The following is a 23,160-nucleotide window of genomic DNA, read 5'->3' as shown; positions in this document are numbered from 1 at the left end:
ATTTGACTGAGAATGACGGAGTTTGCGTGATACCGTCTGCGATGTGTTGCCGAAGCAGCGACAGGATCAGATCGTTCGCGCGCTCCGGGCCGATGGGGCCGGGGGCGTGAAGGTGCTTGCCACCAAACTCGGCGTCAGCGAGGCGACCATCCGGCGTGATCTGGAGCAGCTGCACGCCGAGGGCCGGCTGACCAGGGTGTACGGCGGTGCGCTCGCGGTCGACGGCGGCGACGAGCCCTTCGCGGACGTCAACGCCGTACATGCCGAGGAGAAGGACCGGATCGCCCGCCGCGCTGCCGAACTGGTCCACGACGGCGAGTCCGTCCTGCTGGACATCGGTACGACGGCACTCCGGGTCGCGCAGCACCTCCACGGGCGCTCGTTGACCGTGGTGACCAGCAACCTCGCAGTACTCGAAGAACTGCAGAACGACGAGCAGATCGAGCTGATCGTGCTCGGTGGATTCGTACGGCGCAGTTACCGGTCGCTGGTCGGATACTTGACCGAGGAGAGCCTGCGGCAGATCCACGTCGACTGGCTGTTCCTGGGGACGAGCGGGGTGCGGCCGGACGGCCGGGTGATGGACAGCACGATGATCGAGGTGCCGGTCAAGCGAGCGATGATCAAGGCGGCCGACCAGGTCGTGCTGCTGGCGGACAGGACGAAGTTCCCGGGTCATGGGGTCGCCCGGGTGTGTGAGCCGGGGGAGCTCTCCATGGTGGTGACCGAGCCAGGCGCCGACGAGGCAACCCGGACCCAACTGACTGAGGCGGGAGTACAGGTGGTGCTGGCATGAGGCTGACGATCCTGGGCGGGGGCGGCTTCCGGGTTCCGCTCGTGTACCACGCACTGCTCGGCGACCGCGGCGCCGGACGGATCACCGACGTGGTCCTCTACGACACCGACCGGACCCGCCTCGGAGCCATCGGCGCCGTTCTGCGTCAGCAGGCGGCCAGCACTGAGCATCCGCTGCCGCCTCCGGTCGTGACGGAGACGACGGACCTGGACGAAGCTCTGCGTGGCGCCGACTTCATCTTCTCGGCCATCCGGGTCGGCGGTCTCGAAGGCCGCACCATCGACGAGCGGGTCGCACTGGGCCTCGACGTACTCGGCCAGGAGACGGTCGGCGCCGGCGGAATCGCGTACGGCCTGCGGACCCTCCCTGTGGCTTTGAAGATCGCTCAGCGGATCGCAGCGGTCGCACCGGAAGCGTGGACGATCAACTTCACCAACCCGGCCGGCATGGTGACCGAGGCGATGATCCCGGTCCTCGGTGACCGGGTGATCGGCATCTGCGACTCACCGTCGGGGCTCGGGCGCCGCGCGGCGCTGGCGCTCGGCGTGGACCCGTCGACCGCGTTCTACGACTACGCGGGCCTCAACCACCTCGGCTGGCTTCGCGGTCTGCGGTCCGGCGGTGTGGATCGGCTGCCCGACCTACTGCAGTCCGACGACGCGCTCAGCTCCTTCGAGGAGGGGCGGTTGTTCAGTCCGGATTGGCTGCGGTCGATCGGCTCGATCCCGAACGAGTACCTGCACTATTACTACTTCGCGCGCGAGACGCTGGCCGCCGTACAGGCTGTGCGGCAGACGCGGGGCACGTTCCTGCTGGAGCAGCAGTCCGCGTTCTATGCCGAGACGGGGAAGCACCCGGAGCAGGCGCTCGAGCTGTGGCAGAAGACGCGGGCCGAGCGCGAGTCGACGTACGGCGTGGAGAGTCGTGAGGTTGCGGACGCGGGGGAGCGCGACGAGCGCGACATGGAGGCAGGCGGCTACGAGCAGGTCGCGCTGTCGCTGATGCGGGCGATCGCCCACAACGAGCGGGCCTCATTGATCCTGAACGTGCGGAACCGCGGCGTACTGCACCATCTGGACGACGACGCCGTCGTAGAGATCCCGTGCACTGTGGACGCCAACGGCGCGCTGCCGGTGGCTGTGTCCCAGCTCACCGACCACCAGGCCGGTCTGGTCTGCTCGGTGAAGGCCGTCGAGCGCTCCACGATCGAGGCGGCCACGACTGGCTCGAAGTCCGCCGCGCTGAAGGCTCTCGCCTATCACCCGCTCATCGACTCGGTGACGGTAGCGCGTAGCCTCCTGGATACGTACGTCGAGAGCCTGCCGGACCTCGCATATCTCCGCGCCTGACGCCGATTGGTATCCGGCGCGCCGGATCTGGCACAATGGCCTGCTGAGTCCGTCCAGGTTCGTGCAGCCCTCTAACTCCACTGCCCGGCCGGCCCATCCGAGCGGTCACCCCGTTGTCCCCACGACGACCCGTGCTGCTCACCCAGACGTAATTCCGAGGGAGACCACCCGAAAGTGGCAGTCAAGATCCGTTTGAAGCGCATCGGCAAGAAGCGCACCCCGCACTACCGCATCGTCGTCATGGACGCCCGCACCAAGCGGGACGGCCGGGCGATCGAGGAGATCGGCATCTACAACCCGAAGACCGAGCCCTCGTTCATCCGGGTCGAGTCGGAGCGGGCGCAGTACTGGCTGGGCGTCGGCGCGCAGCCGAGCGAGGCCGTCGAGGCGATCTTCAAGGCCTCCGGCGACTGGCAGAAGTTCAAGGGCGAGGCCGCTCCGGCGCCGCTCCGCGTCGCCGAGCCGAAGCGGGACAAGCAGGAGATCTTCAACGAGGCGCTGGCCGAGGCCCACGGCTCGCTGAAGACCGAGGCGGTCACCGCGAAGAAGTCCGCGGCGAAGAAGACCGCTGACAAGCCGGCCGAGAAGAAGGACGACGCCGCCGCCGAGGCCAAGGCCGAGGAGGCTCCTGCCGCCAAGGCCGAAGAGGCTCCCGCGGCCAAGGCTGACGAGGCGCCGGCCGAGACCACCGAGGCCTGACGATGATGGAGACCGAGGCGCTCGAGCACCTGGTCCGAGGCATCGTGGACAACCCCGACGACGTCAGTGTCCGGTCCCGGAACCTGCGTCGCGGCCGCACCCTCGAGGTGCACGTCCACCCCGACGACATCGGCAAGGTGATCGGCCGCAACGGCCGGACCGCCACCGCGATCCGTACCGTCGTCGGCGCCCTCAGCTCCGAGTCCTCGCTGCGCATCGACTTCGTCGACGAGTTCAACCGGCGCCCGCGCCGCTGAGCTCAGCAGTCCTTCGAAGGGCCGCACCCGGTCTGGGGTGCGGCCCTTCGTCCTATTCTTCCCTCAGTTGAACTCCCGAGAAGGGTTTGTGCAGGTGCTGGTTACTGTCGGGCGGATCGGCCGCGCGCATGGGATCAAGGGCGAGGTCGGCATCGACGTGCGGACCGACGAGCCGGACCGCCGGTTCGCCGACGGCGCGACGTTGGTGACGGAGGCCAAGGTGTCCCGCACGCTGACGGTGGCCTCGAGCCGCTGGCACAGCGGGCGGCTGCTGGTGAAGTTCGCCGAGGTGCCGGACCGGACCGCTGCCGAGCAGCTGCGCAACCTGGTCGTTCAGGCCGAGATCGACGGGGACGAGCGCCCCGAGGACCCCGACGAGTACTACGACCGCGAGCTGATCGGCCTCGCCGTCCGCACCACTGACGGCGCCGACGTCGGTGAGGTGATCGACGTGGTCCACCTCCCGTCGCAGGATCTCCTGGAGATCCGTCGTCCCGCGGGAAACGCCGTACTCGTCCCGCTGGTCGAGGAGCTGGTCCCGGAGCTCAACCTGGAGAAGCAGTACGTCGTCGTTGCCGACCGGCCCGGTCTGCTGGACCCGGAGGGCGCCGAGGTGGTCCCGACCGATGAGGCTTGACGTCGTCACGATCTTCCCGGAGTACCTGGCCGCCTTGGATGTCTCCCTGGTCGGTAAGGCGGCCAAGAGCGGCCTCCTGGACGTCCACCTGCACGACCTGCGGGAGTGGACCCACGACCGCCACCGGACCGTCGACGACACCCCGTACGGCGGGGGAGCGGGCATGGTGATGAAGCCGGAGCCATGGGGTCTCGCGCTCGACGCGATCGCTCCTGCTGACGGTCCGGCTCAGCCGCGGCTGATCGTGCCGACTCCGGCGGGGCGGCCGTTCACCCAGGCGCTTGCGTACGAGCTGGCCGCCGAGCCGTGGCTGGCCTTCGCCTGCGGCCGGTACGAAGGCATCGACGCGCGCGTTGCGTCGTACGCGGGTGAGCGGATGCGCGTGGATGAGGTGTCGATCGGCGACTACGTGCTGAACGGTGGTGAGGTCGCCGTACTCGTCATGGTCGAGGCAGTCGCCCGCCTGCTGCCTGGGGTCATCGGCAACCCGGAGTCCCTGGCGGAGGAGTCCCACTCGGGCGACGGCCTGCTGGAGTACCCGGTCTACACGAAGCCGACGAGCTGGCGCGGGCACGACGTACCTGAGGTGCTGCTGTCCGGGAACCATGGCCTGATCGCCGACTGGCGCCACGAGGAGTCAGTGCGGCGTACTGCGGAACGCCGACCGGACCTGCTGGCGGCGTGGGGCGACGTACTGGCCGGCAAGGACGACTCCGACGCCGTACGCATCCTCCCGGCCACTGTGGCCGACGCCGGCGAGATCCACGTGCTGCAACTGGCCTCCTTCCTCTCTGAGGCCAGGCTGTACGACGACTACACGCTCCCGCCGCTCACAGCGGACGTCGCCGACACAGCGGACCGCCTGGAGCGCTCTATGGCCCTCAAAGCGGTGGCCGGTGCCCGCATCGTCGGATCCGTCCAGCTGACTGTTGACGGCGCGCTGGGGCACATCGAGCGGCTCGTCGTCGCCCCCGACTGGCAGGGACGTGGGCTCGGCGCCCGCCTGCTCCGAGCTGCCGAGCAGTTGGCGCCGGCCGACGTCACGTCGTACGCCCTGAACACCGGTGCGCAGAGCGACCGCAACCTCGCCCTGTACCGGAAGGCGGGCTACCGGGAGAGCCACCGGGAGGCCCAGACGCCGAAGGTCGATCTGGTCTACCTGACCAAACGCCGTCGCCGAAAGTGACGGTGGTCACGCCGGGGTCACGCTCACCCTGCGCTGATGGAACGGGCGGATTTCGTCACGGTGTGGGGCGTGTGGCAAGATTGTCTGCTGCTGCCCTTCGGTGCTCCTGCCACAGGGGGTGACCACCGACCGGCAGCCTTCTGATGACTTCATCACCACCGACATTCGTGGGTGACCTGTGGCACGCGCGAGGAAGAGACACCTGATGAGCAACATCCTGAATGAGCTCGACAACGCGAGCAAGCGTGACGACATCCCCGCTTTCCGGCCCGGCGACACCGTCAACGTGCACGTCAAGGTCGTCGAGGGCAACCGGTCCCGCGTCCAGGTGTTCAAGGGTGTCGTGATCCGGCGCCAGGGTGGCGGCCTGCAGGAGACCTTCACGGTCCGCAAGGTCAGCTTCGGCGTCGGCGTCGAGCGGACCTTCCCGCTGCACACCCCGATCGTCGAGAAGATCGAGGTCGTGACCCGCGGCGACGTCCGCCGCGCCAAGCTGTACTACCTGCGCGAGCTGCGCGGCAAGGCGGCGAAGATCAAGGAGAAGCGCGAGATCCCGGCCTCCTGACGCCGCGTAACGACGACCGTCTCCTATGGCGCCGAGCACTGCGACTCGAGCTCGCCCTCGCCCGGTAGCCACGAGGGCACGTCGCAGCAAGGGACGTCACCGCAGGCTGAAGCAGCGGAATCCGCTGCTCAGCCTGCTCGTCGAGATGAGCACCGTGACGGTGCTCGCGCTCGTCATCACCGTGGTCCTGCGGCTGTTCGTCGCGGAGGCGTTCTACGTCCCGTCGGAGTCGATGTACGACACGCTGACCAAGGACGACCGGATCCTGGCCGAGAAGATCAGCTACCTGCACCGGGACGTCGACCGCGGCGACATCATCGTGTTCAAGGACCCGGGCAACTGGCTGAACGAGGCCCAGACCCAGCCCGGGACCTTCCGCCGGATCGGTGAGTTCGTCGGCATCCTGCCCCGCAGCGGCGAGGGTCACCTGGTCAAGCGGGTGATCGGCATCGGCGGCGACCGGGTGATCTGCTGCAACAAGCAGGGCCAGATCACCGTCAACGGGATCGCGCTGGACGAGCGCGAGTACCTGCTCAAGGACGCCAAGCCGTCCGAGGTGCCCTTCAACGTGCTGGTGCCGGCCGGCCATCTGTGGGTGATGGGGGACAACCGCGCCGAATCCGCCGACTCGCGTGCCCATATGGGCGGCCCCGGTGGCGGATTCGTGCCGGTCGAGAACGTGGTTGGCCGGGCCTGTTGCGTAATCTGGCCGTCTGACCGGATGACGATGCTGCGTCCTCCGGAAACCTTCAAGAAGCCGGGGCTGAAGAAGTGACCGATACACCGACCAAGACGGACCCCAAACCCGCCCATCGTTCGGGCTTCGGGGCTGCAGCCCGGGAGTTCGTGCTGATCGTGGTCGGGGCCCTGATCGTCTCGTCGATCCTGCGGGCGTTCGTCGGGCAGATGTTCATCATCCCGAGCGAGTCGATGGAGAACACGCTGCTGGTCGGTGACCGGGTCGTGGTGGAGAAGCTCACCGACGTCAAACGCGGCGATGTGGTCGTGTTCGAGGACCCGGGCGGCTGGCTCGGCCCGGAGGAGAGCGGCCAGAAACGTGGCTCGATCGGCCGGTTCTTCGAGATCGTCGGCCTGCTGCCGGATTCCAGCCACGGTCACCTGATCAAGCGCCTGATCGGGATGCCCGGCGACAAGGTCGCCTGCTGCGACTCCAAGGGCCGCCTGCTGGTGAACGGTCAGCCGCTCGACGAGACGAAGTACCTGTATCCGGGGGATGCCCCGTCCCAGATGGAGTTCCAGGTCACCGTCCCGGCCGGCCGGATCTTCGTGATGGGCGACCACCGGTCCGCCTCCGGAGACTCCCGTGTGCACCTGCAGGACCTCGACGCGAACGGCGGCAACCAGGGCGACGCGGCGTTCGTGCCGCTCGACAAGGTCACCGGACGGGCGATCGCGATCGTCTGGCCGGCGGGTCGCTGGAGCAAACTCGGCGTACCCGACACGTTCAAGGCGGTCCCGGCCCCCGGCCCGGCGCCGAACAAACCTTCGATATCGCTCACGCCACCACCTAAGTGAGAACCTGTCGCCTCTGACGCCTAGGGTGAGTTGTGTGATGCGGAGGGCTGAATGAGCGCGTTGCCGCGCGGTAGCACGGTACGGCGAGACGCCGGCTTGTACGGGTACGAGCGTGCCCTGCGCCGCGTCGGCCTGGATCCGATCGCCGGGGTCGACGAGGCCGGTCGCGGGCCGTGTGCGGGCCCGCTGGTGGCGGCCGCGGTGATCCTGCCGGAGGGCAAACGGGGTCAGATCCCCGAGCTCGCCGACTCCAAGTTGCTGACCGCCAAGGCGCGGGACCGCTGCTACGAGGAGATCCGCAAGCGGGCCCTGGCCTGGTCGGTGGTCTCGATCGAGGCCGCCGAGTGCGACCGGCTCGGCATGCACGTCGCGAACGTGGAAGCGCTCCGCCGGGCGCTGTTCCGCCTCGACGTGCGCCCGTCGTACGTGCTGACCGACGGGTTCGGCGTCGATGGTCTCGGCGTACCAGGGCTGGCGATCTGGAAGGGTGACCGCGTGGCGGCTTGTATCGCAGCCGCCTCCGTGATCGCCAAAGTGACCCGGGATCGGGTGATGCAGCACTGGGACACCGTGTACCCGCAGTACGGGTTCGCGATCCACAAGGGGTACTGCACGCCCGAACACCAGGCGGCACTGGACGAATACGGCCCGTGCCCGCAACATCGACGGCGGTTTGAGAATGTCCGCCGCAGTCTGCGGCCCGATATGGGACAGAATGTGACCAGTCCCACCGGAGTGGAGAGCAATCGATGAGTGCCGATGACCTCGAGAAGTACGAGACCGATATGGAGCTGCAGCTCTATCGGGAGTACAAGGACGTCGTCGGGATCTTCAAGTACGTGGTGGAGACCGAGCGGCGGTTCTACCTCTGCAACGCGGTCGACCTGAAGGTGCGGACCGAGGGCGGCGACGTGTACTTCGAGGTGACGATGGCCGACGCGTGGGTGTGGGACGTCTACCGGTCGGCCCGGTTCGTGAAGAACGCCAAGGTCGTCACCTTCCGCGACGTCAACATCGAAGAGCTCGCGAAGTCCGACCTGGAAGTCCCGAAGGACTCCGACTTCGGTCGCTGAGTTTTCCACATTCTGAAGCGGAGGCCCGTTTCGATGGCCTGATCCCGGCATCTTCTCTGCCGGAGGTGGTCATCGATGCGGACCAGGAACACCGTCGGACGGTACGGCGAGGATCTCGCCGCGAGGTATCTCAGCGAGCACGGTTTCGCTGTGCTCGAGCGCAACTGGCGCTGCGAGCTCGGCGAGATCGACATCGTCGCGCGCGAAGGCGACACGCTCGTCGTCTGTGAGGTGAAGACCCGGCGCGGGCTCAACTACGGGAGCCCGCTGGAGTCGATCACCTACCGGAAGCTGGCCACGCTCAGGAAGCTCTCCGGCCGCTGGTTGCAGGCCCATCAGCTCAAACCGGCGGCGATCCGGATCGACGTCGTCGGCGTCCTGTTCGACCACAACACGCCACCCACCGTGGACCACCTGCGAGGTGTGGCCTGATGGCGCTCGCACAGACCTGGTCCGTCGCACTGGTCGGCCTGGAAGGCCATCTCGTCGAAGTCGAGGCCGACATCGCCCAAGGCCTGCCGAAGACGACCCTGATCGGTCTCCCCGACACATCCCTGTCCGAAGCCCGCGACCGCGTCCGCGCGGCTGTGGTCAACAGCGGTGAGCGATTCCCTGACCGCAAGGTCACCATCGGGCTCTCACCTGCCACGCTGCCCAAGACCGGCTCGCATTACGACGTCGCTATCGCCCTGTCCCTCCTCACAGCGGCCGGAGTCGTCGATCGCGGTGCGCTCCGTCAGACGGCGATCATCGGCGAGCTGGGCCTCGACGGTCGCATCCGCGAGGTCCGCGGCGCCTTGGCAATGACCCTGGCGGCGGCCCGAGCCGGCTTCCACCGGATCGTCGTACCAGACCTCAACGTCGGCGAAGCACGCCTCGTCCCAGGTATCGAGGTGTACGGCGCACGTTCGCTCCGTCAGGTCCTCGCCCTACTCCGCGGCACCGAGGTCCCCGACGAGGCGCCGTCCCGCGCCGAGCCACGCCTGGTGTCGGAGTCGCTGACGCGAGTCCCAGCTGTCGATCTCGACGACGTCATCGGCCAACGCGAAGGCCGCCGCGCGATTGAAGCGGCGGCGGCCGGTGGCCATCACCTGTTCCTGCACGGGCCGCCCGGCTCCGGCAAGACCATGCTCGCCGAACGCCTGGCTGGGCTGATGCCCGACCTGAGCACGGACGACTCGCTCGAGGTATCGGCCGTGCACTCACTCGCCGGTCTGCTCACCAACGACGCCGAGCTCGTCGTCCGGCCACCGTTCATCGCGCCGCACCACACGGCCTCCCTGGCCAGCCTCGTCGGCGGCGGGTCGGGCGTGCCGAGGCCCGGTGCAATCAGCTGCGCCCATCGCGGCATCCTGTTCATCGACGAGGCGCCCGAGATGCATCCGCTCACGCTCGACACCCTGCGGCAGCCGCTCGAGTCCGGGATGGTCGAGGTCCATCGAGCCGCCGCGGTCGCGAAGTTCCCGGCCCGCTTCATGCTCGTGCTGGCCGCGAACCCGTGCCCCTGCGGCCTGTCCGGCACCAACCAGGGCATCTGTAGCTGCACGCCGCAGGTCCTGGCCCGCTACCGTCAACGGATCAGCGGCCCGATCAAGGACCGCCTCGACATCCAACGCCAGATCCTCCCGGCGGCGCGCACCATCACCGACGGCGAGCCCGCGGAGTCGACCGCCACCGTTGCCGACCGGGTGCAGCTCGCCCGCGACCGCCAGGCGCATCGATACCGCGATACCGCCTGGACCCTCAACAGCGAAGTCCCCGGACCTGTTCTGCGCCGTGAGCACCCGATCGACGACGCCAGCCAGAAACTCCTCGAAGACCACTACGCCGCCGGCCGCCTCACGGCCCGAGGTTTCGATCGAGTAGTCCGCTTGGCCTGGACCCTCACCGATCTGGCCGGTCTGACGACGCCCACCACCGACCAGACCCACGAAGCCTTCCAACTCCGTTCCGGCGAGTCGCTGACGCCGCTCGCCGATCTCCGCCCTCTCAAAGGACTCCCCGCATGATCACGAACACCACACTCACCTGTGCGGAAGCCGGCTCCGGTGGAGGCGACGGCGGCGGCCCGGTTGTTGCTGGCGGCAACGGCGACCAGGAGCGTCTGGCGCGTGCCGGTCTGTCCCGCGTGATCGAGCCGGGAGATCTTGCCGCGCTGAAGGTCTTCGACGGGCTGCCGGCGGCGGAGATCTGGGACCGCCTCCAGCAGAACGCGCCCGGCCTGGAGCGCTGGTCCACCCGGCTCGCCGACGCGAACCCTCACCGCGACCTCGAGCGAGCTGCGACCGCCGGAGCCAGGTTCGTGATTCCCGGCGATGACGAATGGCCGGACCAGGTCGAGATCCTCGAGGAGGCCGGACAGCTGACCCGCCGCGCGGGCGTCCCGTTCGGCCTATGGGTCCGCGGACAGGCCAACCTCCGCCAATCCCTGACTCGTGCGGTCTCGGTCGTCGGCGCCCGCGCCTGCTCGTCGTACGGCGAACACGTCGCCACCGAGCTCTCCGCCGGCCTGGCCGACGCCGGCGTGACTGTGGTGTCGGGTGGCGCGTTCGGCATCGACGCGGCTGCTCATCGCGGCGCGCTCGCAGTTCCCGGGACGACGATCGCCGTCCTCGCCTGCGGTGTCGACGTCAGCTACCCGAAACGCAACTCAGCCCTGTTCAGCCGTGTCGCCGAGGCGGGTCTGGTGGTTGCCGAGCTCCCTCCCGGGTGTTCGCCGACCAAGCTCCGCTTCCTCGCCCGCAACCGCCTGATCGCCGCGGCCACCCAGGGCACGGTCGTCATCGAAGCCGCAATCCGCAGCGGCGCCCTCAACACCGCCGGCTGGGCCGAACAATGCGGCCGCGCCGTACTCGCCGTCCCCGGCCCCGTCACCTCCCGCATGTCCGCCGGCAGCCACCTCCTGGTCCGCGAACGCAACGCCGTACTGGCCACCAACGTCGCCGACATCATCGAAGCAATCTCCCCGTACGGCACCGGCCTCACCCAACTCCCACGAGCCCCTCAATCCCTCGCAGACACCCTCGACCCCGACCTCCAACGCACCCTCGACGCCGTCCCCGTCCACCACCCAGCCCCCGCCACCCGCATAGCCGTCACCGCAGGCCTAGACCTCCCCACCACCCAACAATCCCTAGAAGCCCTGACAGCCCTAACCCTCATAACCCAAACCCCAACCGGCTACCACCTATCACCCCCGCCCACCTGACCACGCCCCGCGTGACCAGCCGCCCGACCACCCGTCGCCTGACCCCAGCCCCGCCTGACCACCCGCGTGACCTGCCCGCGTGATCTGCCTGCGGTGACCTGCCTGCGGTGACCTGCCTGCGGTGACCAGCTGCCTGACCAGCCGCCCGACCACCCCTCGCCTGACCCCAGCCTCGCCTGACCACCCCCGCCTTGCCCCGGCGTGCCTCCTGCGTGACCAGCCGCGTGCCCCCGACGTGCCCCCGTCTGACCGCCCCCATCTGACCACCTCACCTGCCAAACTCACCTCGCCGCCTGGCCCAACCCCACCCGTCCTCGTCCGGAGCGGTGGCGCCCGGCCCTTGCTGCGGCTTCGGTTGGTGCCGGCGGCAACTGTTAGGAGGGTGGGGCGTAGCGGGTTGCGATTGTGGTGGCTCGAGTGTGGAGAGTGGTCCGTAGGGACTGGGGTGCTAGGACTTCTGCGTTGGCGGCGAGTTGCCAGACGGCCCACTTGGCATGGCGTGTGTCTTGGAAGGTGACCTCGAGGCGCAGCCAGCCGTCTGGGTCGACCTCCTCCGCAGCGACGGCCAGCACGGTGAGCATGAGATCCTCCCGCCGTGCTGGCGCCGCCGACCACGATGCTCGGCGTGACACGACTCGCGATCCCCACGCTGATGGTCGAACTCGAGGGGACGGCAGTTGGGTGAATTCGTTGCTAGGCGCAAGCGACGGGCTGATGCGCGTGTCGTCGTGCCCTCGGCCGGAGGTGCGTGGTCTCCGGTGCTGAGGGTGGTGATGATCGGCGTCTACGGGTTCGACTGGGCGTCGTTTCTCCAGCGGCTGCGGGACGCCGACGTCCGGTTGCTGCTCGACGTACGGCAGCGGCGGGGCGTGCGGGGGCCTGAGTACAGGTGGGCGAACTCGCTTCGGCTACAGGAGGCCCTGGCAGACGCGGGGATCGCTTACCAACATCACCCTGAACTCGCGCCGACCACCGAACTGCGGACGCTTCAGTACGCCGAGGACGATCGGCAAGGGGTGGGGAAGCGTTCGCGCCGCGAACTCGCATCCGAGTACGTCCGGCGCTACACCACCGAGATCCTCGACCACGCCGACCTAACGTCAATCGTGTCAGCACTCCCGACCAACGGGACCGCGGCCCTCTTGTGCGTCGAGGCCGAGCCCGCAGCCTGCCACCGCTCCCTGATCACCGAACGGCTAACCGAACAGCACAACATCACGACCGAACACCTGCGCCCACCCGCCCGTTGACCGCACCGGCCGAGCGAACAGCGGTCTCCTGATCAAGCACCTGGCCCCTCCAGTTGATCGCGCATCGGCCAAGCGACCAGCCGGCGATGTCCCGCGCGCGGTGATCGCGTACGGCCAGCTGGTCCCGCGCGGCCTCGGGCGCGCTCCCTGGGTGGGTAGCTGAGGCCCGAGAGGCGGCGCCGCCTCGGGCCCGGAGCCAATGGCGCGGTGGGCGGGACATCCCTGACCAGCCTGGCGTCATGATCGAGCTCCCGCGTCCCCTGTGGTGCGTGGACTTCGGCGCGTGCTCAGGATGCGCATCTCAGCACTTGCTCGCCGGCGAGCAAGTGCTCCAGGTGGGGAACTGCGGAGCGGGTAGAGGGCCGTGGCGTGGGTGGCGCGGGTACAGCGAGTGGGGCACCGCGGAGTGGCTGGAACAGCGTGCTGCAGGTGGGGTGGGTTAGTTGCGCATGTGTTTGCCGCGGGTGGGTTTTGGGGGGTGTTGCTGGTCGGGTGGGGTGCGGATGGCTCGGAGTTCGCGGTCGGGGTCGGGGCGGATGGCTTGTAGGCCGCCGGTGCCGGGGTCGGTGTCGCCGAGGTCGAAGTCCCAGCTGTCTTCGTTGGCCAGGCGGCTGTGCCAGCGGCCGTACAGGGCGTAGATCGCGATGCCGATGACCATCCACACGCCGAACTTGGTCCACGTGCTCGTCTTGAGGTTGAGCATCAGCCATACCGTCGCGGCGAGCGACAGCAACGGGATCAGCGGGACCATCGGGACCCGGAAGCCGCGTTCGAGGTTGGGTTCGGAGCGTCGGAGGGTCAGTACGCCGACGGCACAGAAAGCGAAGCAGAACAGGGCGCCGATGACCAGGAGTTCTTCTAGTTCGAGGACCTTCGGGTAGAGCGTGAGTGCGAGCGCCGCGAGACCTGCGAAGGCGGCGGCGCGGGCGGGGGAGGAGTACACCCGGCTGACCCGGCCGAGGCTCTTCGGCAGCAGGCCGTCACGACCCATGTTGAACAGGACGCGGCTCTGCGCGATCAGAACAACCATGATCACGGTCATCAACGCGAGCAAAGCGCCTAGGTTGACGACCTTTGCGGCCCATCCGACTCCGACCGCGGCTAATGCCTCGGAGACCGGTGCGGCTCCGCCGAGCTTGCCGTACGGGCGCATGCCGACCAGGACGACCGCCATCGCGATGTAGAGGATCGTCACCGCACCGACGCCGAGCAGCATCCCTTGCGGGACAGTCTTCCGCGGGCTGCGGGCGTCTTCCGACGCGGTCGCGATCAGGTCGAAGCCGATGTACGCGAACACGATCGTGCTCGCTGCCGTGAAGATGCCCATCGTCCCGAACGAACCGAACGACGAGTCCAGGATCCAGCCCAGCAAGGTCGGACTCGCGGTCGCGGGCGCGGCCCGGGCCGGCGGCACGAACGGGTGGTAGTTCGACATGCTGACGTGCGCCGCACCGACGATCACCACGAGCAGGATCACCGCGACCTTCGCGATCACGACGACGGTCAGCACCCGCGACGACAGCTTGGTACCGGTGACGATCAGCGCTGTTAGGACCAGCAGGAGCAACGGGGCAACGAGGTTCACCTTGGCCTCGGGACCGAAGAACTGCGCTACCCCACTGGGCAGCGTGACTCCGAATCCGTCCAGCGTGGCCAGGAAGTACGCCGACCAGACGCGGGCGACGATCGCCGCCGCGGTGACGAGCTCGAGCACGAGCGCCCAACCGACCAGCCAGGCCCACATCTCGCCGAAAGTCACGTAACTGAAGGTGTACGCGCTACCGGAGACCGGGATCGTCGAGGACAGCTCGGCGTAACAGGCCGCGGCCAGCACACAGACGATCGCGGCGATGACGAACGACAGGATCACTGCCGGTCCGGCGACATTGGCCGCCTGGACGCCGCTGATGCTGAAGATGCCGGAGCCGATCATCACGCCCAGGCCGAGTACGACCAGGTCGCGACGACCGAACAAGCGCGGCAGACGGTGCCGCGCGTCCTCGACTCGAGTGAACGCCGACTCGACCGGCAGGCGCCGGCCTACGGTCTGTCCGTTCGCTGAGGGGGCCATGGTCAGGGGTGCCTCCGTTGCTACTAGGGCAATCGGGCCGAACAGTAGTCGACCGTCGGGTTATCGACCAGACCTCCTCTCGCCGGTCTCCGCGCGGTGGCTTGCGATGCCGGGTCGCCTCACGCATCGTCGTGGCATGACGCCGGACGATGTCAGCGGGAACCCTTCCTGGCCGGAAGGTTTCACTCAGTTATTGGCTGACTACGAACGGCATCTGACGGCGGAAAGAGACCTCAGCACTCACTCGGTCAGAGCCTACATCGGGGATGTCGCGGATTTACTCGAACATTTGATTCGGCTTGGTCACGATGATCTGGGCGGGCTGGACATCCGGGGACTGCGGTCCTGGCTGGCCAAACAGCAAAGTCTGGGGAAATCCCGCAGCACCATGGCTCGGCGGGCCACGGCCGCAAGGGTGTTCACGGCGTGGGCGCAGCGGACCGGGCGGATCGGTACGGATCCGGGAGCATTGCTCGCCAGCCCCAAGCCGCACAAGACCTTGCCGGGCGTGCTCGGCCAGGCGGACACGCGAGCCGTCCTCGACGCGGCAGCCGTTGCCGCTGACGACGGAAGTCCGGTCGGGCTGCGTGACCTCGCGATCATGGAACTGCTTTACGCAACCGGGATCCGGGTCGGCGAGCTGTGCGCGCTCGACGTCGATGACATCGACCGGTCGCGCCGCGTCGTCCGCGTGTTCGGCAAGGGTCGCAAGGAACGGTCGGTGCCGTACGGCGTACCGGCTGGGGAGGCGCTCGAGCGATGGCTGGCCGAGGCGCGGCCGAAGCTGGCGCGCGAAGGAAGTGGTCCTGCCGCGTTCCTCGGCGCGCGTGGCGGCAGGATTGATCAGCGAGCGGTACGGCGGATGGTGCACGAGCGGATCGCGGTCGTCGATGCACCGGATCTGGGTCCGCACGGATTGCGGCATACGGCGGCCACGCATCTTCTCGAAGGTGGGGCAGACCTTCGGAGCGTGCAGGAACTGCTCGGGCACGCGTCGTTGGCGACGACGCAGGTCTACACCCACGTCTCCAGCGATCGGCTGCGGAAGGCCTACCAGCAGGCGCATCCGCGCGCTTGACCACGACACCCGGCTCAGAACGGGTCTGTCTGCGGGGGATGCGGCGCGTGGGTGGCCGGATGCGGCAGACTGCGGGACATGCGGGTTTCGGCGAAGTCTGACTATGCGTTGCGAGCTCTGATCGAGATCACCCAACGGTGGGTGGCCGACGACCCTTCGGTCGTGTCGGCCGAGGAGCTCAGCCGGGCGCAGGGCATTCCGCACGGCTTCCTGCAGGGCATCCTCGCCGACCTGCGCCGGGCGGGCGTGCTGTCGAGTCAGCGTGGGCAGTCGGGTGGCTGGCGGCTGGCCGTCGACCCCAACGACATCTCCGTCGCCGACGTGATGCGCGCGGTGGACGGTCCGATCGTGAGCATCTCCGGTGTCCGGCCGGAGAGCGTTTCGTACAACGAGCATGCGGTGGTCCTCCAACGGGTCTGGATCGCGGCGCGCGCCAGCCTGCGCGACGTACTCGAGAACACGACGTTGATCGATCTCGCCAAGAACAAGCTCCCGGCGGGCGTGGAGCGCCGCTCGAAGGACGAGGACGCCTGGCAGGCCCGCGTTCCCGGCAGCTGATCGGCTGAACCGGGCGCACCTGTGGCAGCTACTCGCGTCTGATCAGCAGGCCGGCGGTGAGGGTCAGCGCCGCAGTCGCCGCGATGATCAGCTTGGCCGTCCGCTGGTTGGTCGCAGCGGACGCTTCCGCGGCGTGAGCGCGGGCCGCGGAGGCATCCGCCGGAGCCGGAGCCGGTGGTGGGGAGGGCGGTGGTGGCTGGATTGGCGGCTGGGCTATTGGCTGTGGTGGCGGCTGAGCTGGGGCGCCCACCGGCTGAGCTGGCTGGGCTGGGGCGCCCACCGGCTGGGCTGGGGCGCCCACCGGCTGGGCCGGCTGAGTTAGGGCGCCTATCGGCTGGGCTGGTTGTGGGAGTTGGTTTGTGAGGGGGAGTAGGCGGACCGGGCGGTTGGGCACGAGGGTTAGCGGATTCAGGTACTGCTTGCCCTGGAGTAGGCCCCAGTGCAGGCAGGTCCTTGGCAGGCAGTGCGAGCCGGCGGTGGACAGGCGGCCGATGATGGTTCCGGTCGTGACGGTGGCTCCGACCGATACCGCAGGGACGACCGGTTCGTACGTCGTACGCCGACGCCCGGTGGTGATCGTGATGATGCCGCGGCCGGCGAGCGGTCCGGCGTACGTGATCGTGCCGGGAGTTGCGGCGAGGACGGGTTGGCCGGGGTGGCCGGCGAGGTCGACGCCGCGGTGGCCGGGGAGCCACGGTTTTGCGGGCAGTTCGAAGCCGTGCACCACCTCCGGGCGGGGCTGGAGTGGCCAGTCGGAGGCGGTGGCGGGCAGGATGGCGAGGGAGAGCAGGGCGAGGTTCATGCCAGGGAAGATGCCGTTGTCGGCACCGGCCGCGGACCCGCTCGGGCGGGATTGTGGATAACCAGGGCCGGTTCGCGTTGCCCGCGGGTGGTCACGTACACTTCCGGTGGCGCCCCATCTAGGTGGGGCGACTACGCATGCCCGCACAAGTGCTGTCGTTCCAGCGGTCCCGGAGTGATCCGGGCGGAGCGGCGCGACGGGCATCAGGAGCTGCGGATCATCCGATCCGACGCGAGACAACCGAGTAGACCCGGACGAATCAGCCGGGTCGCCAAAGGAGACCACCTCATGGCCGTCGTGACCATGAAGCAGCTGCTCGAGAGCGGCGTGCACTTCGGGCACCAGACCCGTCGCTGGAACCCGAAGATGAAGCGCTACATCCTCACCGAGCGCAACGGCATCTACATCATCGACCTGCAGCAGTCGCTGTCCTACATCGACCGCGCGTACGAGTTCGTCCGCAGCACGGTTGCTTCCGGTGGGGCGATCCTGTTCGTCGGCACCAAGAAGCAGGCCCAGGAAGCGATCGCCGAGCAGGCGACCCGCGTCGGGATGCCGTACGTGAACCAGCGCTGGCTGGGCGGCATGCTGACCAACTTCCAGACCGTGAACAAGCGGCTCCAGCGCCTCAAGGAGCTCGAGCTCATCGACTTCGACGACGTCGCCGCCTCCGGTGTCACGAAGAAGGAGCTGCTGCAGAAGCGTCGCGAGCACGACAAGCTGCTCAAGACCCTCGGCGGTATCCGCGACATGGCCCGGGTTCCGGCCGCCGTGTGGATCGTGGACACCAAGAAGGAGCACCTCGCCGTCGACGAGGCGCGCAAGCTGAAGCTGCCGATCATCGGCATCCTGGACACCAACTGCGACCCGGACGAGGTCGACTACCCGATTCCGGGGAACGACGACGCGATCCGCTCGGTCGGCCTGCTCACCCGGGTCGTCGCCGACGCCGTCGCCGACGGCCTGATGGGTCGTTCCGGCCAGGGTGCTGCCGCGTCCGGCGAGGAGCTGGGCCAGGAGGAGCCGCTGGCCGCCTGGGAGCGCGAGCTGCTGGAGAGCCAGAACGGCACCGCCAAGACCGACGAGAAGGCCGCCCCGGCCGCCGAGGCAGCAGCCCCGGCCGCTGACGTCCTGACCGAGCCGGTCGCGACCGACGCCGTCATCGAGACCGCGCCGGAAGCCGCCGAGGCCGCCACCGAGGCCGCCACCGAGGCAGCCACTGAGGTCAAGGCCGAGGAGACCCCCGCAGAGGTCAAGGCCGAGGAGACCGAGGCGAAGGCCGAGGAGACCCCGAAGGCCGACGAGGCCTGACAGCCGTGGATGCCGCCCGGTCCCGCCGGGCGGCACCCCGCTGCGTCGCACGGTCCGCAACCGGGCCTGCCCCGCCCATCCAGCCGCATCGACAAGACGAGAGAACGAGGAATGGCGAACTACACCGCCGCTGACGTGAAGAAGCTCCGCGACGCCACCGGCGCGGGCATGATGGACGCGAAGAAGGCGCTCGAGACCACCGACGGCGACTTCGAGAAGGCGATCGAGGAGCTGCGCATCCACGGCGCGGCCAAGGCCGCCAAGCGTGGCGCCGAGCGGTCCGCCACCAACGGCCTGGTGGCCGCGGCGGAGAACGCGCTGGTCCAGCTCAACTGCGAGACCGACTTCGTCGCCAAGAACGAGCAGTTCCAGCAGCTCGCGGCCGACATCGTCGCGCACGCTTCGGCGAGCAAGGTCGGCGACGTCGAGGGCCTGCTGAACGAGAAGCTGACCGACGGCAAGTCGGTCGCCGAGAACATCGAGGCGCTGGCCGCCGTCATCGGCGAGAAGCTCGAGCTCGGCAAGGTGGCCGTGTTCGACGGCCAGGTGACCGCGTACATGCACAAGCGTGCGGCGGACCTGCCGGCCCAGGTCGGTGTGCTGGTCGAGTTCGAGGGTGACAACGTCGAGGCCGCCCGTGGCGCTGCCATGCAGGCCGCCGCGATGCGCCCGCTGTACACCACCCGCGACGAGGTCCCGGCCGAGACGGTCGAGAACGAGAAGCGGATCGCCGAGGCGACCGCCCGCGAGGAGGGCAAGCCCGAGCAGGCGCTGCCGAAGATCGTCGAGGGCCGGGTGAACGGCTTCTTCAAGGACGTCGTCCTGCTCGAGCAGCCGTCGGTGACCGAGAGCAAGAAGTCCGTCAAGGCCGTGCTCGACGAGGCCGGCGTGACCGTGAAGCGGTTCGCCCGCTTCGAGGTCGGCGCCTGATCCCGACGAGGATCTGAAGAGGACAGCAACGAACGAGGAGGCCGGAATCGTGACGGAAACCCTGGGTACCGAGACGAATCCGGCCTCTTCGCCGTTCGCCCCGGCCTACCACCGGGTCTTGCTCAAGCTGTCGGGTGAGGTGTTCGGCGGCGGCAAGCTCGGCGTCGACCCCGACGTGGTGAACTCGATCGCCAAGCAGATCGCCGACGTGGCCCGGGCCGGTGTCCAGGTCGCCGTGGTGGTCGGCGGCGGCAACTTCTTCCGCGGCGCCGAGCTGCAGCAGCGCGGCATGGAGCGGAACCGGGCCGACTACATGGGCATGCTCGGCACCGTGATGAACTGCCTGGCCCTGCAGGACTTCCTGGAGAAGCTCGGGATCGAGACCCGGGTGCAGACCGCCATCACGATGGGCCAGGTCGCCGAGCCGTACATCCCGCGCAAGGCCGAGCGGCATCTGGAGAAGGGCCGCGTCGTGATCTTCGGCGCCGGTTCCGGTATGCCGTACTTCTCCACCGACACGGTCGCCGCCCAGCGCGCGCTCGAGGTCGGCGCCGAGGCGCTGCTGATGGGCAAGCAGGGCGTGGACGGGGTCTACGACTCCGACCCGAAGAAGAACCCGGACGCGGTCAAGTTCGACCAGCTGTCGTACGACGACTTCCTGGCCCGCGGCCTCCGGGTCGCCGACGCCACCGCGATCAGCCTGGCCCGCGACAACGCGCTGCCGATCGTGATCTTCGGCCTGGAGGAGGGCAACATCGCCCGGGTGATCCACGGCGAGAAGATCGGCACGGTCGTCTCCCGGGGGCAATAACCCGGCGTACGGCGGCGTACCACTAGGATCGGTTGTCACAAGGCGCAGTAGGAGTGGCCGCATCGTCGCGGCCCAGAGGAAGCGAGGAATGTCGTGATCGACCAAGCTCTCCGCGAAGCCGAGCAGAAGATGGCGAAGGCCGTGGAGGTCGCGAAGGACGACTTCGCCGCGATCCGCACCGGCCGGGCGCACCCGCAGATGTTCGCGGGCATCCTGGCCGACTACTACGGCAGCCCGACGCCGCTGCAGCAGCTGGCCGGCTTCCAGGTCCCGGAGCCCCGGACCGTGCTCATCTCGCCGTACGACAAGGGCGCGATGGCAGCGATCGAGAAGGCGATCCGCGACTCGGACCTGGGTGTGAACCCGGGTAACGACGGCGCGGTGATCCGGGTGGTGATGCCGCAGCTGACCGAGGAGCGGCGCAAGGAGTACATCAAGGTCGCCAAGACCAAGGGCGAGGAAGCCAAGGTCTCGGTCCGCAACATCCGCCGGCACGCCATGGACCAGGTGCACAAGTCGGTCAAGGACGGCGATGCGGGCGAGGACGAGGGCAAGAGTGCTGAGAAGCGGCTCGACGGGTTGACGAAGAAGTACGTCGACTCGATCGACGACCTGCTCAAGCACAAGGAAGCCGAACTGCTCGAGGTGTGATGGGCGTCGACAGCACGCCCGCGCCGAGTCCTACTCCGAGCCGCGCCGGGCGAAATCTGCCCGCTGCGATCGCGGTCGGGGTGGGACTGATCGCGCTGATCCTCGGATCGCTGTACTGGCAGAAGGTCCTGTTCGTCGTACTCGTGCTGGCAACCGTCCTGGTCGCCGTCGACGAGATGATGAAGGCGCTCAAGACCGGCGGTGCGGCGATCCCGCGGATCCCGCTGTTCCTCGGTACGACGGCCATGCTGGCGGCGGCGTACTTCGGTGGCCCGATGGCGCTGCTGGTCGCGCTCGGGCTCACTGTGCTCGGCACGATCTTCTGGCGGATGCCGGGCGGATCGGTCGGATTCGTCCGCGACGTCAGCGCCGGCGTGTTCCTGATCGGGTACGTGCCGCTGCTGGCCGGTTTCGCGATCCTGCTGGCGCAGCCGGACGAGGACGGGGCCGGTCGCGTCGTCACGTTCTTTGCCGTCACGGTTGCGAGTGACGTCGGCGGATACGTCGCCGGCGTGCTGTTCGGCAAGCACCCGATGGCGCCGACGATCAGCCCGAAGAAGTCCTGGGAGGGCTTCGCCGGCTCGGCGCTGTTCTGTATCGGCGCCGGTATCGCCGCGGTGGTTCTGCTGCTGGACGGCGACTGGTGGGTCGGTGCGATCGTCGGCGCGGTCGCCGTACTGACCGCGACGGTCGGCGACCTCGGCGAGTCGATGATCAAGCGCGACCTGGGCATCAAGGACATGTCGAACCTGCTGCCCGGCCACGGAGGGGTGATGGACCGGTTGGACTCGCTGCTCGCGACGGCCCCGGTCGTCTGGCTGCTGCTGCACCTGCTGGTGAAAGCATGACGATCGCGCCGGACGGACGGTCCCTGGTCGGCGACGTCGTGCGCCTGGATCGGATGCAGGAAAGCGATATCGACGAGCTGTACGCCGCGATCGTCAACGAGCAGGTGTACGCCGGAGGCTTCGCCGGCGGCCCCGGTGCGATGCCGAAGAGCGCGGACGAGATGCGGGCGAAGTGGATCCCGGCCGCGGCCAAGCGGTTCGCGTACGTCGTCCGGATGGTTGCCGACGGCACCGTTGTCGGTACGTCGAGCCTCGCCGACGTCGACCTGGTCAACGAGCGGATCCACCTCGGCTACACCGGCTATGCACCCGCCGTCTGGGGGACCGCGGTCAACCCGGCGGCCAAGCTGCTGCTGCTCGAGCATGCCTTCGAGGTCTGCGGATTCGGCCGCGTGAAGATCCAGACCGGCTCCAAGAACACCCGCTCGCAGGCGGCGATCGCCAAGCTCGGCGCGACCCGTGAGGGCGTACTGCGGCGGCACCAACTGATGGCTGACGGATCGTTCCGCGACACCGTGGTGTTCTCGATCCTGGCCGATGAATGGCCGGATGTGCGGAAGCGGCTCGAGGCCCGGATCAGCCGATGAGCTTCGCCAACGAGGCGAGGAGCTCGTCCCGGTCGTAGGTGTTGGTCGTGATCAGCACCTCGTCCGCGGCTGTGCTTTGCACGAGGTCCTCCAGCGCGGCATGCACCTCGTCGGAGGTTCCGTAGTACTGGCCACGCAGGGCGTTCTCGAAGAACTCCTGCTCGCGCGCGGTCATGGTCGCAGGTACGTCGGGCTGCAGTGGCGGGAAGACCCCGCGAGTACGTGAGTAGGCGCTGGCCCATGCCTCGGGCAACAACAGCCGACGGGCCGACTCTGCGGTGTCCCCGACCGCAGCTGTGACGGCCAGGATGACGTACGGCTCCGGTGCCCACGCCGACGGCTGGAAGGATGCCCGGTAGGACGAGACAAGGTCCACAGCGTCAGGACGGGCAGCCAGGACGACAGGTAGCCCTAGCGATGCGGCGATCGAAGCGCCTGAACCGACGGCCAGGATGAACGGCGGGATCTCCAGTCCTTCACCTGGTCGGGCGTGGACGTCCGAAGTACCTGCCAGATAGCCGAGCAGCTCCTGGACCTGTCCGCTGAAGTCGTCCGCAGCGTCCTTCTCGACGCCGAGCGCCCGCCGTACCCCGTTGGTGAAGCCGACCGACCGCCCGAGGCCCATGTCGATCCGGCCCGGGTACAGCGACTCCAGTACGCCGAACTGCTCCGCCACGACGAGCGGATTGTGGTTCGGCAGCATCACCCCACCAGTCCCGACCCGGATGTGGGATGTGCGAGCAGCAACCGCCGCAGCCAGGACAGTCGGCGCCGAGCCGACCACTCCAGGAACGCTGTGATGCTCCGACACCCAGAAACGCTTGTAGCCAAGGTCTTCCACCTGCTGAGCGAACTTCACCGTCGCCCGCAACGTCTCCGGCTCCGTTTCGCCGACGCGTGTCCGAGAACGGTCCAGGACTGACAGCGGGACGGAGAGCATGTTCAGTCCAACGGGTA

27 protein-coding genes and 1 pseudogene are annotated in these 23,160 nt (G+C 68.4%); 24 read left to right on the top strand and 4 right to left on the bottom strand.

Annotated features, from left to right (window positions below; translation table 11 throughout):
* Positions 1-43: 43 nt before the first annotated feature.
* The 14 genes from FDA38_RS38870 (at position 44) to dprA (ending at position 11,306) form a co-directional block, all read left to right on the top strand.
* Positions 44-796 carry a DeoR/GlpR family DNA-binding transcription regulator gene (locus tag FDA38_RS38870; protein WP_137259207.1) on the top strand — a complete coding sequence of 251 codons (753 nt, stop codon included), beginning with the start codon at positions 44-46 and terminating at the stop codon, positions 794-796.
* The gene (locus FDA38_RS38865) at positions 793-2,145 is read left to right on the top strand and encodes a 6-phospho-beta-glucosidase (protein WP_137259206.1); all 1,353 of its coding nucleotides are present in this window, start codon (positions 793-795) and stop codon (positions 2,143-2,145) included. The genes FDA38_RS38870 and FDA38_RS38865 overlap by 4 nt, the downstream gene beginning before the upstream one ends.
* A 174-nt stretch (positions 2,146-2,319) precedes the next feature.
* Complete coding sequence (gene rpsP, locus FDA38_RS38860) at positions 2,320-2,844, top strand: 30S ribosomal protein S16 (protein WP_137259205.1); 525 nt, start codon at positions 2,320-2,322, stop codon at positions 2,842-2,844.
* 5 nt (positions 2,845-2,849) lie between these two features.
* A complete protein-coding gene (locus tag FDA38_RS38855) occupies positions 2,850-3,101 on the top strand; it encodes an RNA-binding protein (RefSeq protein ID WP_134111728.1) in 252 nt (83 codons plus the stop codon).
* Positions 3,102-3,195: 94 nt separating this feature from the next.
* On the top strand, positions 3,196-3,738 hold the full coding sequence (gene rimM / locus FDA38_RS38850; protein ID WP_137259204.1) for a ribosome maturation factor RimM: 543 nt from the start codon (positions 3,196-3,198) through the stop codon (positions 3,736-3,738).
* On the top strand, positions 3,728-4,924 hold the full coding sequence (gene trmD, locus FDA38_RS38845) for a tRNA (guanosine(37)-N1)-methyltransferase TrmD (protein WP_137259203.1): 1,197 nt from the start codon (positions 3,728-3,730) through the stop codon (positions 4,922-4,924). The genes rimM and trmD overlap by 11 nt, the downstream gene beginning before the upstream one ends.
* A 205-nt stretch (positions 4,925-5,129) precedes the next feature.
* A complete protein-coding gene (gene rplS / locus FDA38_RS38840) occupies positions 5,130-5,489 on the top strand; it encodes a 50S ribosomal protein L19 (RefSeq protein WP_130449271.1) in 360 nt (119 codons plus the stop codon).
* Positions 5,490-5,634: 145 nt separating this feature from the next.
* Positions 5,635-6,264, top strand: a complete 630-nt coding sequence (gene lepB / locus FDA38_RS38835) for a signal peptidase I (RefSeq protein WP_233715186.1) — start codon at positions 5,635-5,637, stop codon at positions 6,262-6,264.
* On the top strand, positions 6,261-7,025 hold the full coding sequence (gene lepB / locus FDA38_RS38830; RefSeq protein WP_137259201.1) for a signal peptidase I: 765 nt from the start codon (positions 6,261-6,263) through the stop codon (positions 7,023-7,025). The genes lepB (FDA38_RS38835) and lepB (FDA38_RS38830) overlap by 4 nt, the downstream gene beginning before the upstream one ends.
* A 51-nt stretch (positions 7,026-7,076) precedes the next feature.
* Entirely contained in the window at positions 7,077-7,778 is a 702-nt protein-coding gene (locus FDA38_RS38825) for a ribonuclease HII (protein WP_134111609.1), read from the top strand.
* On the top strand, positions 7,775-8,098 hold the full coding sequence (locus FDA38_RS38820; protein ID WP_012922325.1) for a DUF2469 domain-containing protein: 324 nt from the start codon (positions 7,775-7,777) through the stop codon (positions 8,096-8,098). The genes FDA38_RS38825 and FDA38_RS38820 overlap by 4 nt, the downstream gene beginning before the upstream one ends.
* Before the next feature lie 75 nt (positions 8,099-8,173).
* The gene (locus tag FDA38_RS38815) at positions 8,174-8,530 is read left to right on the top strand and encodes a YraN family protein (RefSeq protein WP_137259200.1); all 357 of its coding nucleotides are present in this window, start codon (positions 8,174-8,176) and stop codon (positions 8,528-8,530) included.
* The gene (locus FDA38_RS38810; protein WP_137259199.1) at positions 8,530-10,107 is read left to right on the top strand and encodes a YifB family Mg chelatase-like AAA ATPase; all 1,578 of its coding nucleotides are present in this window, start codon (positions 8,530-8,532) and stop codon (positions 10,105-10,107) included. Before FDA38_RS38815 ends, FDA38_RS38810 begins: the two co-directional genes overlap by 1 nt.
* Positions 10,104-11,306: a DNA-processing protein DprA gene (dprA, locus tag FDA38_RS38805; RefSeq protein WP_137259198.1), complete on the top strand. Its 1,203-nt coding sequence runs from the start codon at positions 10,104-10,106 to the stop codon at positions 11,304-11,306. The genes FDA38_RS38810 and dprA overlap by 4 nt, the downstream gene beginning before the upstream one ends.
* 374 nt (positions 11,307-11,680) lie before the next feature.
* Here the strand turns inward: dprA and FDA38_RS38800 are convergent, their stop codons facing one another.
* A complete protein-coding gene (locus tag FDA38_RS38800) occupies positions 11,681-11,887 on the bottom strand; it encodes a WYL domain-containing protein (protein WP_137259620.1) in 207 nt (68 codons plus the stop codon).
* An 11-nt stretch (positions 11,888-11,898) separates the two neighbouring features.
* Here FDA38_RS38800 and FDA38_RS38795 point away from each other — a divergent pair.
* Together FDA38_RS38795 and FDA38_RS38790 are read left to right on the top strand one after the other, a co-directional pair.
* A pseudogene (locus FDA38_RS38795) lies at positions 11,899-11,991 on the top strand (RidA family protein); the annotation flags it as partial.
* Between the two features lie 73 nt (positions 11,992-12,064).
* Positions 12,065-12,556: a DUF488 domain-containing protein gene (locus FDA38_RS38790; protein ID WP_137259197.1), complete on the top strand. Its 492-nt coding sequence runs from the start codon at positions 12,065-12,067 to the stop codon at positions 12,554-12,556.
* A gap of 439 nt (positions 12,557-12,995) precedes the next feature.
* Here FDA38_RS38790 and FDA38_RS38785 read toward each other — a convergent pair whose 3' ends face one another.
* A complete protein-coding gene (locus tag FDA38_RS38785) occupies positions 12,996-14,627 on the bottom strand; it encodes an APC family permease (protein ID WP_137259196.1) in 1,632 nt (543 codons plus the stop codon).
* A 136-nt stretch (positions 14,628-14,763) separates the two neighbouring features.
* Here FDA38_RS38785 and FDA38_RS38780 point away from each other — a divergent pair, with 136 nt between their 5' ends.
* Both FDA38_RS38780 and FDA38_RS38775 read left to right on the top strand, forming a co-directional pair.
* Positions 14,764-15,705 carry a tyrosine recombinase XerC gene (locus FDA38_RS38780; protein WP_137259195.1) on the top strand — a complete coding sequence of 314 codons (942 nt, stop codon included), beginning with the start codon at positions 14,764-14,766 and terminating at the stop codon, positions 15,703-15,705.
* A 78-nt stretch (positions 15,706-15,783) separates the two neighbouring features.
* Complete coding sequence (locus tag FDA38_RS38775; protein WP_130449293.1) at positions 15,784-16,263, top strand: RrF2 family transcriptional regulator; 480 nt, start codon at positions 15,784-15,786, stop codon at positions 16,261-16,263.
* A 28-nt stretch (positions 16,264-16,291) separates the two neighbouring features.
* Here the strand turns inward: FDA38_RS38775 and FDA38_RS42815 are convergent, their stop codons facing one another.
* On the bottom strand, positions 16,292-17,065 hold the full coding sequence (locus FDA38_RS42815; RefSeq protein ID WP_202878037.1) for a M23 family metallopeptidase: 774 nt from the start codon (positions 17,063-17,065) through the stop codon (positions 16,292-16,294).
* A 288-nt stretch (positions 17,066-17,353) separates the two neighbouring features.
* Between FDA38_RS42815 and rpsB the strand changes: the two genes are divergently transcribed.
* The 6 genes from rpsB (at position 17,354) to FDA38_RS38740 (ending at position 22,203) form a co-directional block, all read left to right on the top strand.
* Positions 17,354-18,376 (top strand): 30S ribosomal protein S2, encoded by a 1,023-nt coding sequence (rpsB, locus tag FDA38_RS38765; protein WP_137259194.1) that lies wholly within the window; start codon positions 17,354-17,356, stop codon positions 18,374-18,376.
* Positions 18,377-18,487: 111 nt separating this feature from the next.
* Positions 18,488-19,306 (top strand): translation elongation factor Ts, encoded by an 819-nt coding sequence (gene tsf, locus FDA38_RS38760; RefSeq protein ID WP_137259193.1) that lies wholly within the window; start codon positions 18,488-18,490, stop codon positions 19,304-19,306.
* A 49-nt stretch (positions 19,307-19,355) separates the two neighbouring features.
* Positions 19,356-20,117: a UMP kinase gene (gene pyrH, locus FDA38_RS38755; protein ID WP_233715185.1), complete on the top strand. Its 762-nt coding sequence runs from the start codon at positions 19,356-19,358 to the stop codon at positions 20,115-20,117.
* Between the two features lie 96 nt (positions 20,118-20,213).
* Complete coding sequence (frr, locus tag FDA38_RS38750) at positions 20,214-20,768, top strand: ribosome recycling factor (protein ID WP_267901785.1); 555 nt, start codon at positions 20,214-20,216, stop codon at positions 20,766-20,768.
* Positions 20,768-21,616 (top strand): phosphatidate cytidylyltransferase, encoded by an 849-nt coding sequence (locus FDA38_RS38745; protein WP_137259191.1) that lies wholly within the window; start codon positions 20,768-20,770, stop codon positions 21,614-21,616. Before frr ends, FDA38_RS38745 begins: the two co-directional genes overlap by 1 nt.
* Positions 21,613-22,203, top strand: coding sequence for a GNAT family N-acetyltransferase (locus FDA38_RS38740; RefSeq protein WP_137259190.1), 591 nt, complete (start codon positions 21,613-21,615; stop codon positions 22,201-22,203). Before FDA38_RS38745 ends, FDA38_RS38740 begins: the two co-directional genes overlap by 4 nt.
* Here FDA38_RS38740 and FDA38_RS38735 read toward each other — a convergent pair.
* The gene (locus FDA38_RS38735; RefSeq protein WP_137259189.1) at positions 22,193-23,143 is read right to left on the bottom strand and encodes an LLM class flavin-dependent oxidoreductase; all 951 of its coding nucleotides are present in this window, start codon (positions 23,141-23,143) and stop codon (positions 22,193-22,195) included. The two genes, FDA38_RS38740 and FDA38_RS38735, sit on opposite strands and share 11 nt — an antisense overlap.
* Between the last annotated feature and the right edge of the window lie 17 nt (positions 23,144-23,160).

Source organism: Kribbella jiaozuonensis (genome assembly GCF_005233875.1).
GTDB classification, from domain to species: Bacteria; Actinomycetota; Actinomycetes; order Propionibacteriales; family Kribbellaceae; genus Kribbella; species Kribbella jiaozuonensis.
Note: the sequence above shows the minus strand (reverse complement) of the source record. Positions and strands in the feature narration are given on the sequence as shown.

Excerpts from the sequence above, each read along its gene's own strand:
- rplS (WP_130449271.1), top strand. The coding sequence starts at position 5,130 with ATGAGCAACATCCTGAATGAGCTCGACAACGCGAGCAAGCGTGACGAC.
- FDA38_RS38780 (WP_137259195.1), top strand. The coding sequence starts at position 14,764 with ATGACGCCGGACGATGTCAGCGGGAACCCTTCCTGGCCGGAAGGTTTC.
- FDA38_RS38815 (WP_137259200.1), top strand. The coding sequence starts at position 8,174 with ATGCGGACCAGGAACACCGTCGGACGGTACGGCGAGGATCTCGCCGCG.
- trmD (WP_137259203.1), top strand. The coding sequence starts at position 3,728 with ATGAGGCTTGACGTCGTCACGATCTTCCCGGAGTACCTGGCCGCCTTG.
- FDA38_RS38800 (WP_137259620.1), bottom strand. The coding sequence starts at position 11,887 with ATGCTCACCGTGCTGGCCGTCGCTGCGGAGGAGGTCGACCCAGACGGC.
- FDA38_RS38820 (WP_012922325.1), top strand. The coding sequence starts at position 7,775 with ATGAGTGCCGATGACCTCGAGAAGTACGAGACCGATATGGAGCTGCAG.
- rpsB (WP_137259194.1), top strand. The coding sequence starts at position 17,354 with ATGGCCGTCGTGACCATGAAGCAGCTGCTCGAGAGCGGCGTGCACTTC.
- FDA38_RS38785 (WP_137259196.1), bottom strand. The coding sequence starts at position 14,627 with ATGGCCCCCTCAGCGAACGGACAGACCGTAGGCCGGCGCCTGCCGGTC.
- FDA38_RS38865 (WP_137259206.1), top strand. The coding sequence starts at position 793 with ATGAGGCTGACGATCCTGGGCGGGGGCGGCTTCCGGGTTCCGCTCGTG.
- FDA38_RS38775 (WP_130449293.1), top strand. The coding sequence starts at position 15,784 with ATGCGGGTTTCGGCGAAGTCTGACTATGCGTTGCGAGCTCTGATCGAG.
- FDA38_RS42815 (WP_202878037.1), bottom strand. The coding sequence starts at position 17,065 with ATGAACCTCGCCCTGCTCTCCCTCGCCATCCTGCCCGCCACCGCCTCC.
- FDA38_RS38745 (WP_137259191.1), top strand. The coding sequence starts at position 20,768 with ATGGGCGTCGACAGCACGCCCGCGCCGAGTCCTACTCCGAGCCGCGCC.
- FDA38_RS38855 (WP_134111728.1), top strand. The coding sequence starts at position 2,850 with ATGGAGACCGAGGCGCTCGAGCACCTGGTCCGAGGCATCGTGGACAAC.
- FDA38_RS38735 (WP_137259189.1), bottom strand. The coding sequence starts at position 23,143 with ATGCTCTCCGTCCCGCTGTCAGTCCTGGACCGTTCTCGGACACGCGTC.
- dprA (WP_137259198.1), top strand. The coding sequence starts at position 10,104 with ATGATCACGAACACCACACTCACCTGTGCGGAAGCCGGCTCCGGTGGA.
- tsf (WP_137259193.1), top strand. The coding sequence starts at position 18,488 with ATGGCGAACTACACCGCCGCTGACGTGAAGAAGCTCCGCGACGCCACC.
- FDA38_RS38810 (WP_137259199.1), top strand. The coding sequence starts at position 8,530 with ATGGCGCTCGCACAGACCTGGTCCGTCGCACTGGTCGGCCTGGAAGGC.
- FDA38_RS38825 (WP_134111609.1), top strand. The coding sequence starts at position 7,077 with ATGAGCGCGTTGCCGCGCGGTAGCACGGTACGGCGAGACGCCGGCTTG.
- lepB (WP_233715186.1), top strand. The coding sequence starts at position 5,635 with ATGAGCACCGTGACGGTGCTCGCGCTCGTCATCACCGTGGTCCTGCGG.
- FDA38_RS38740 (WP_137259190.1), top strand. The coding sequence starts at position 21,613 with ATGACGATCGCGCCGGACGGACGGTCCCTGGTCGGCGACGTCGTGCGC.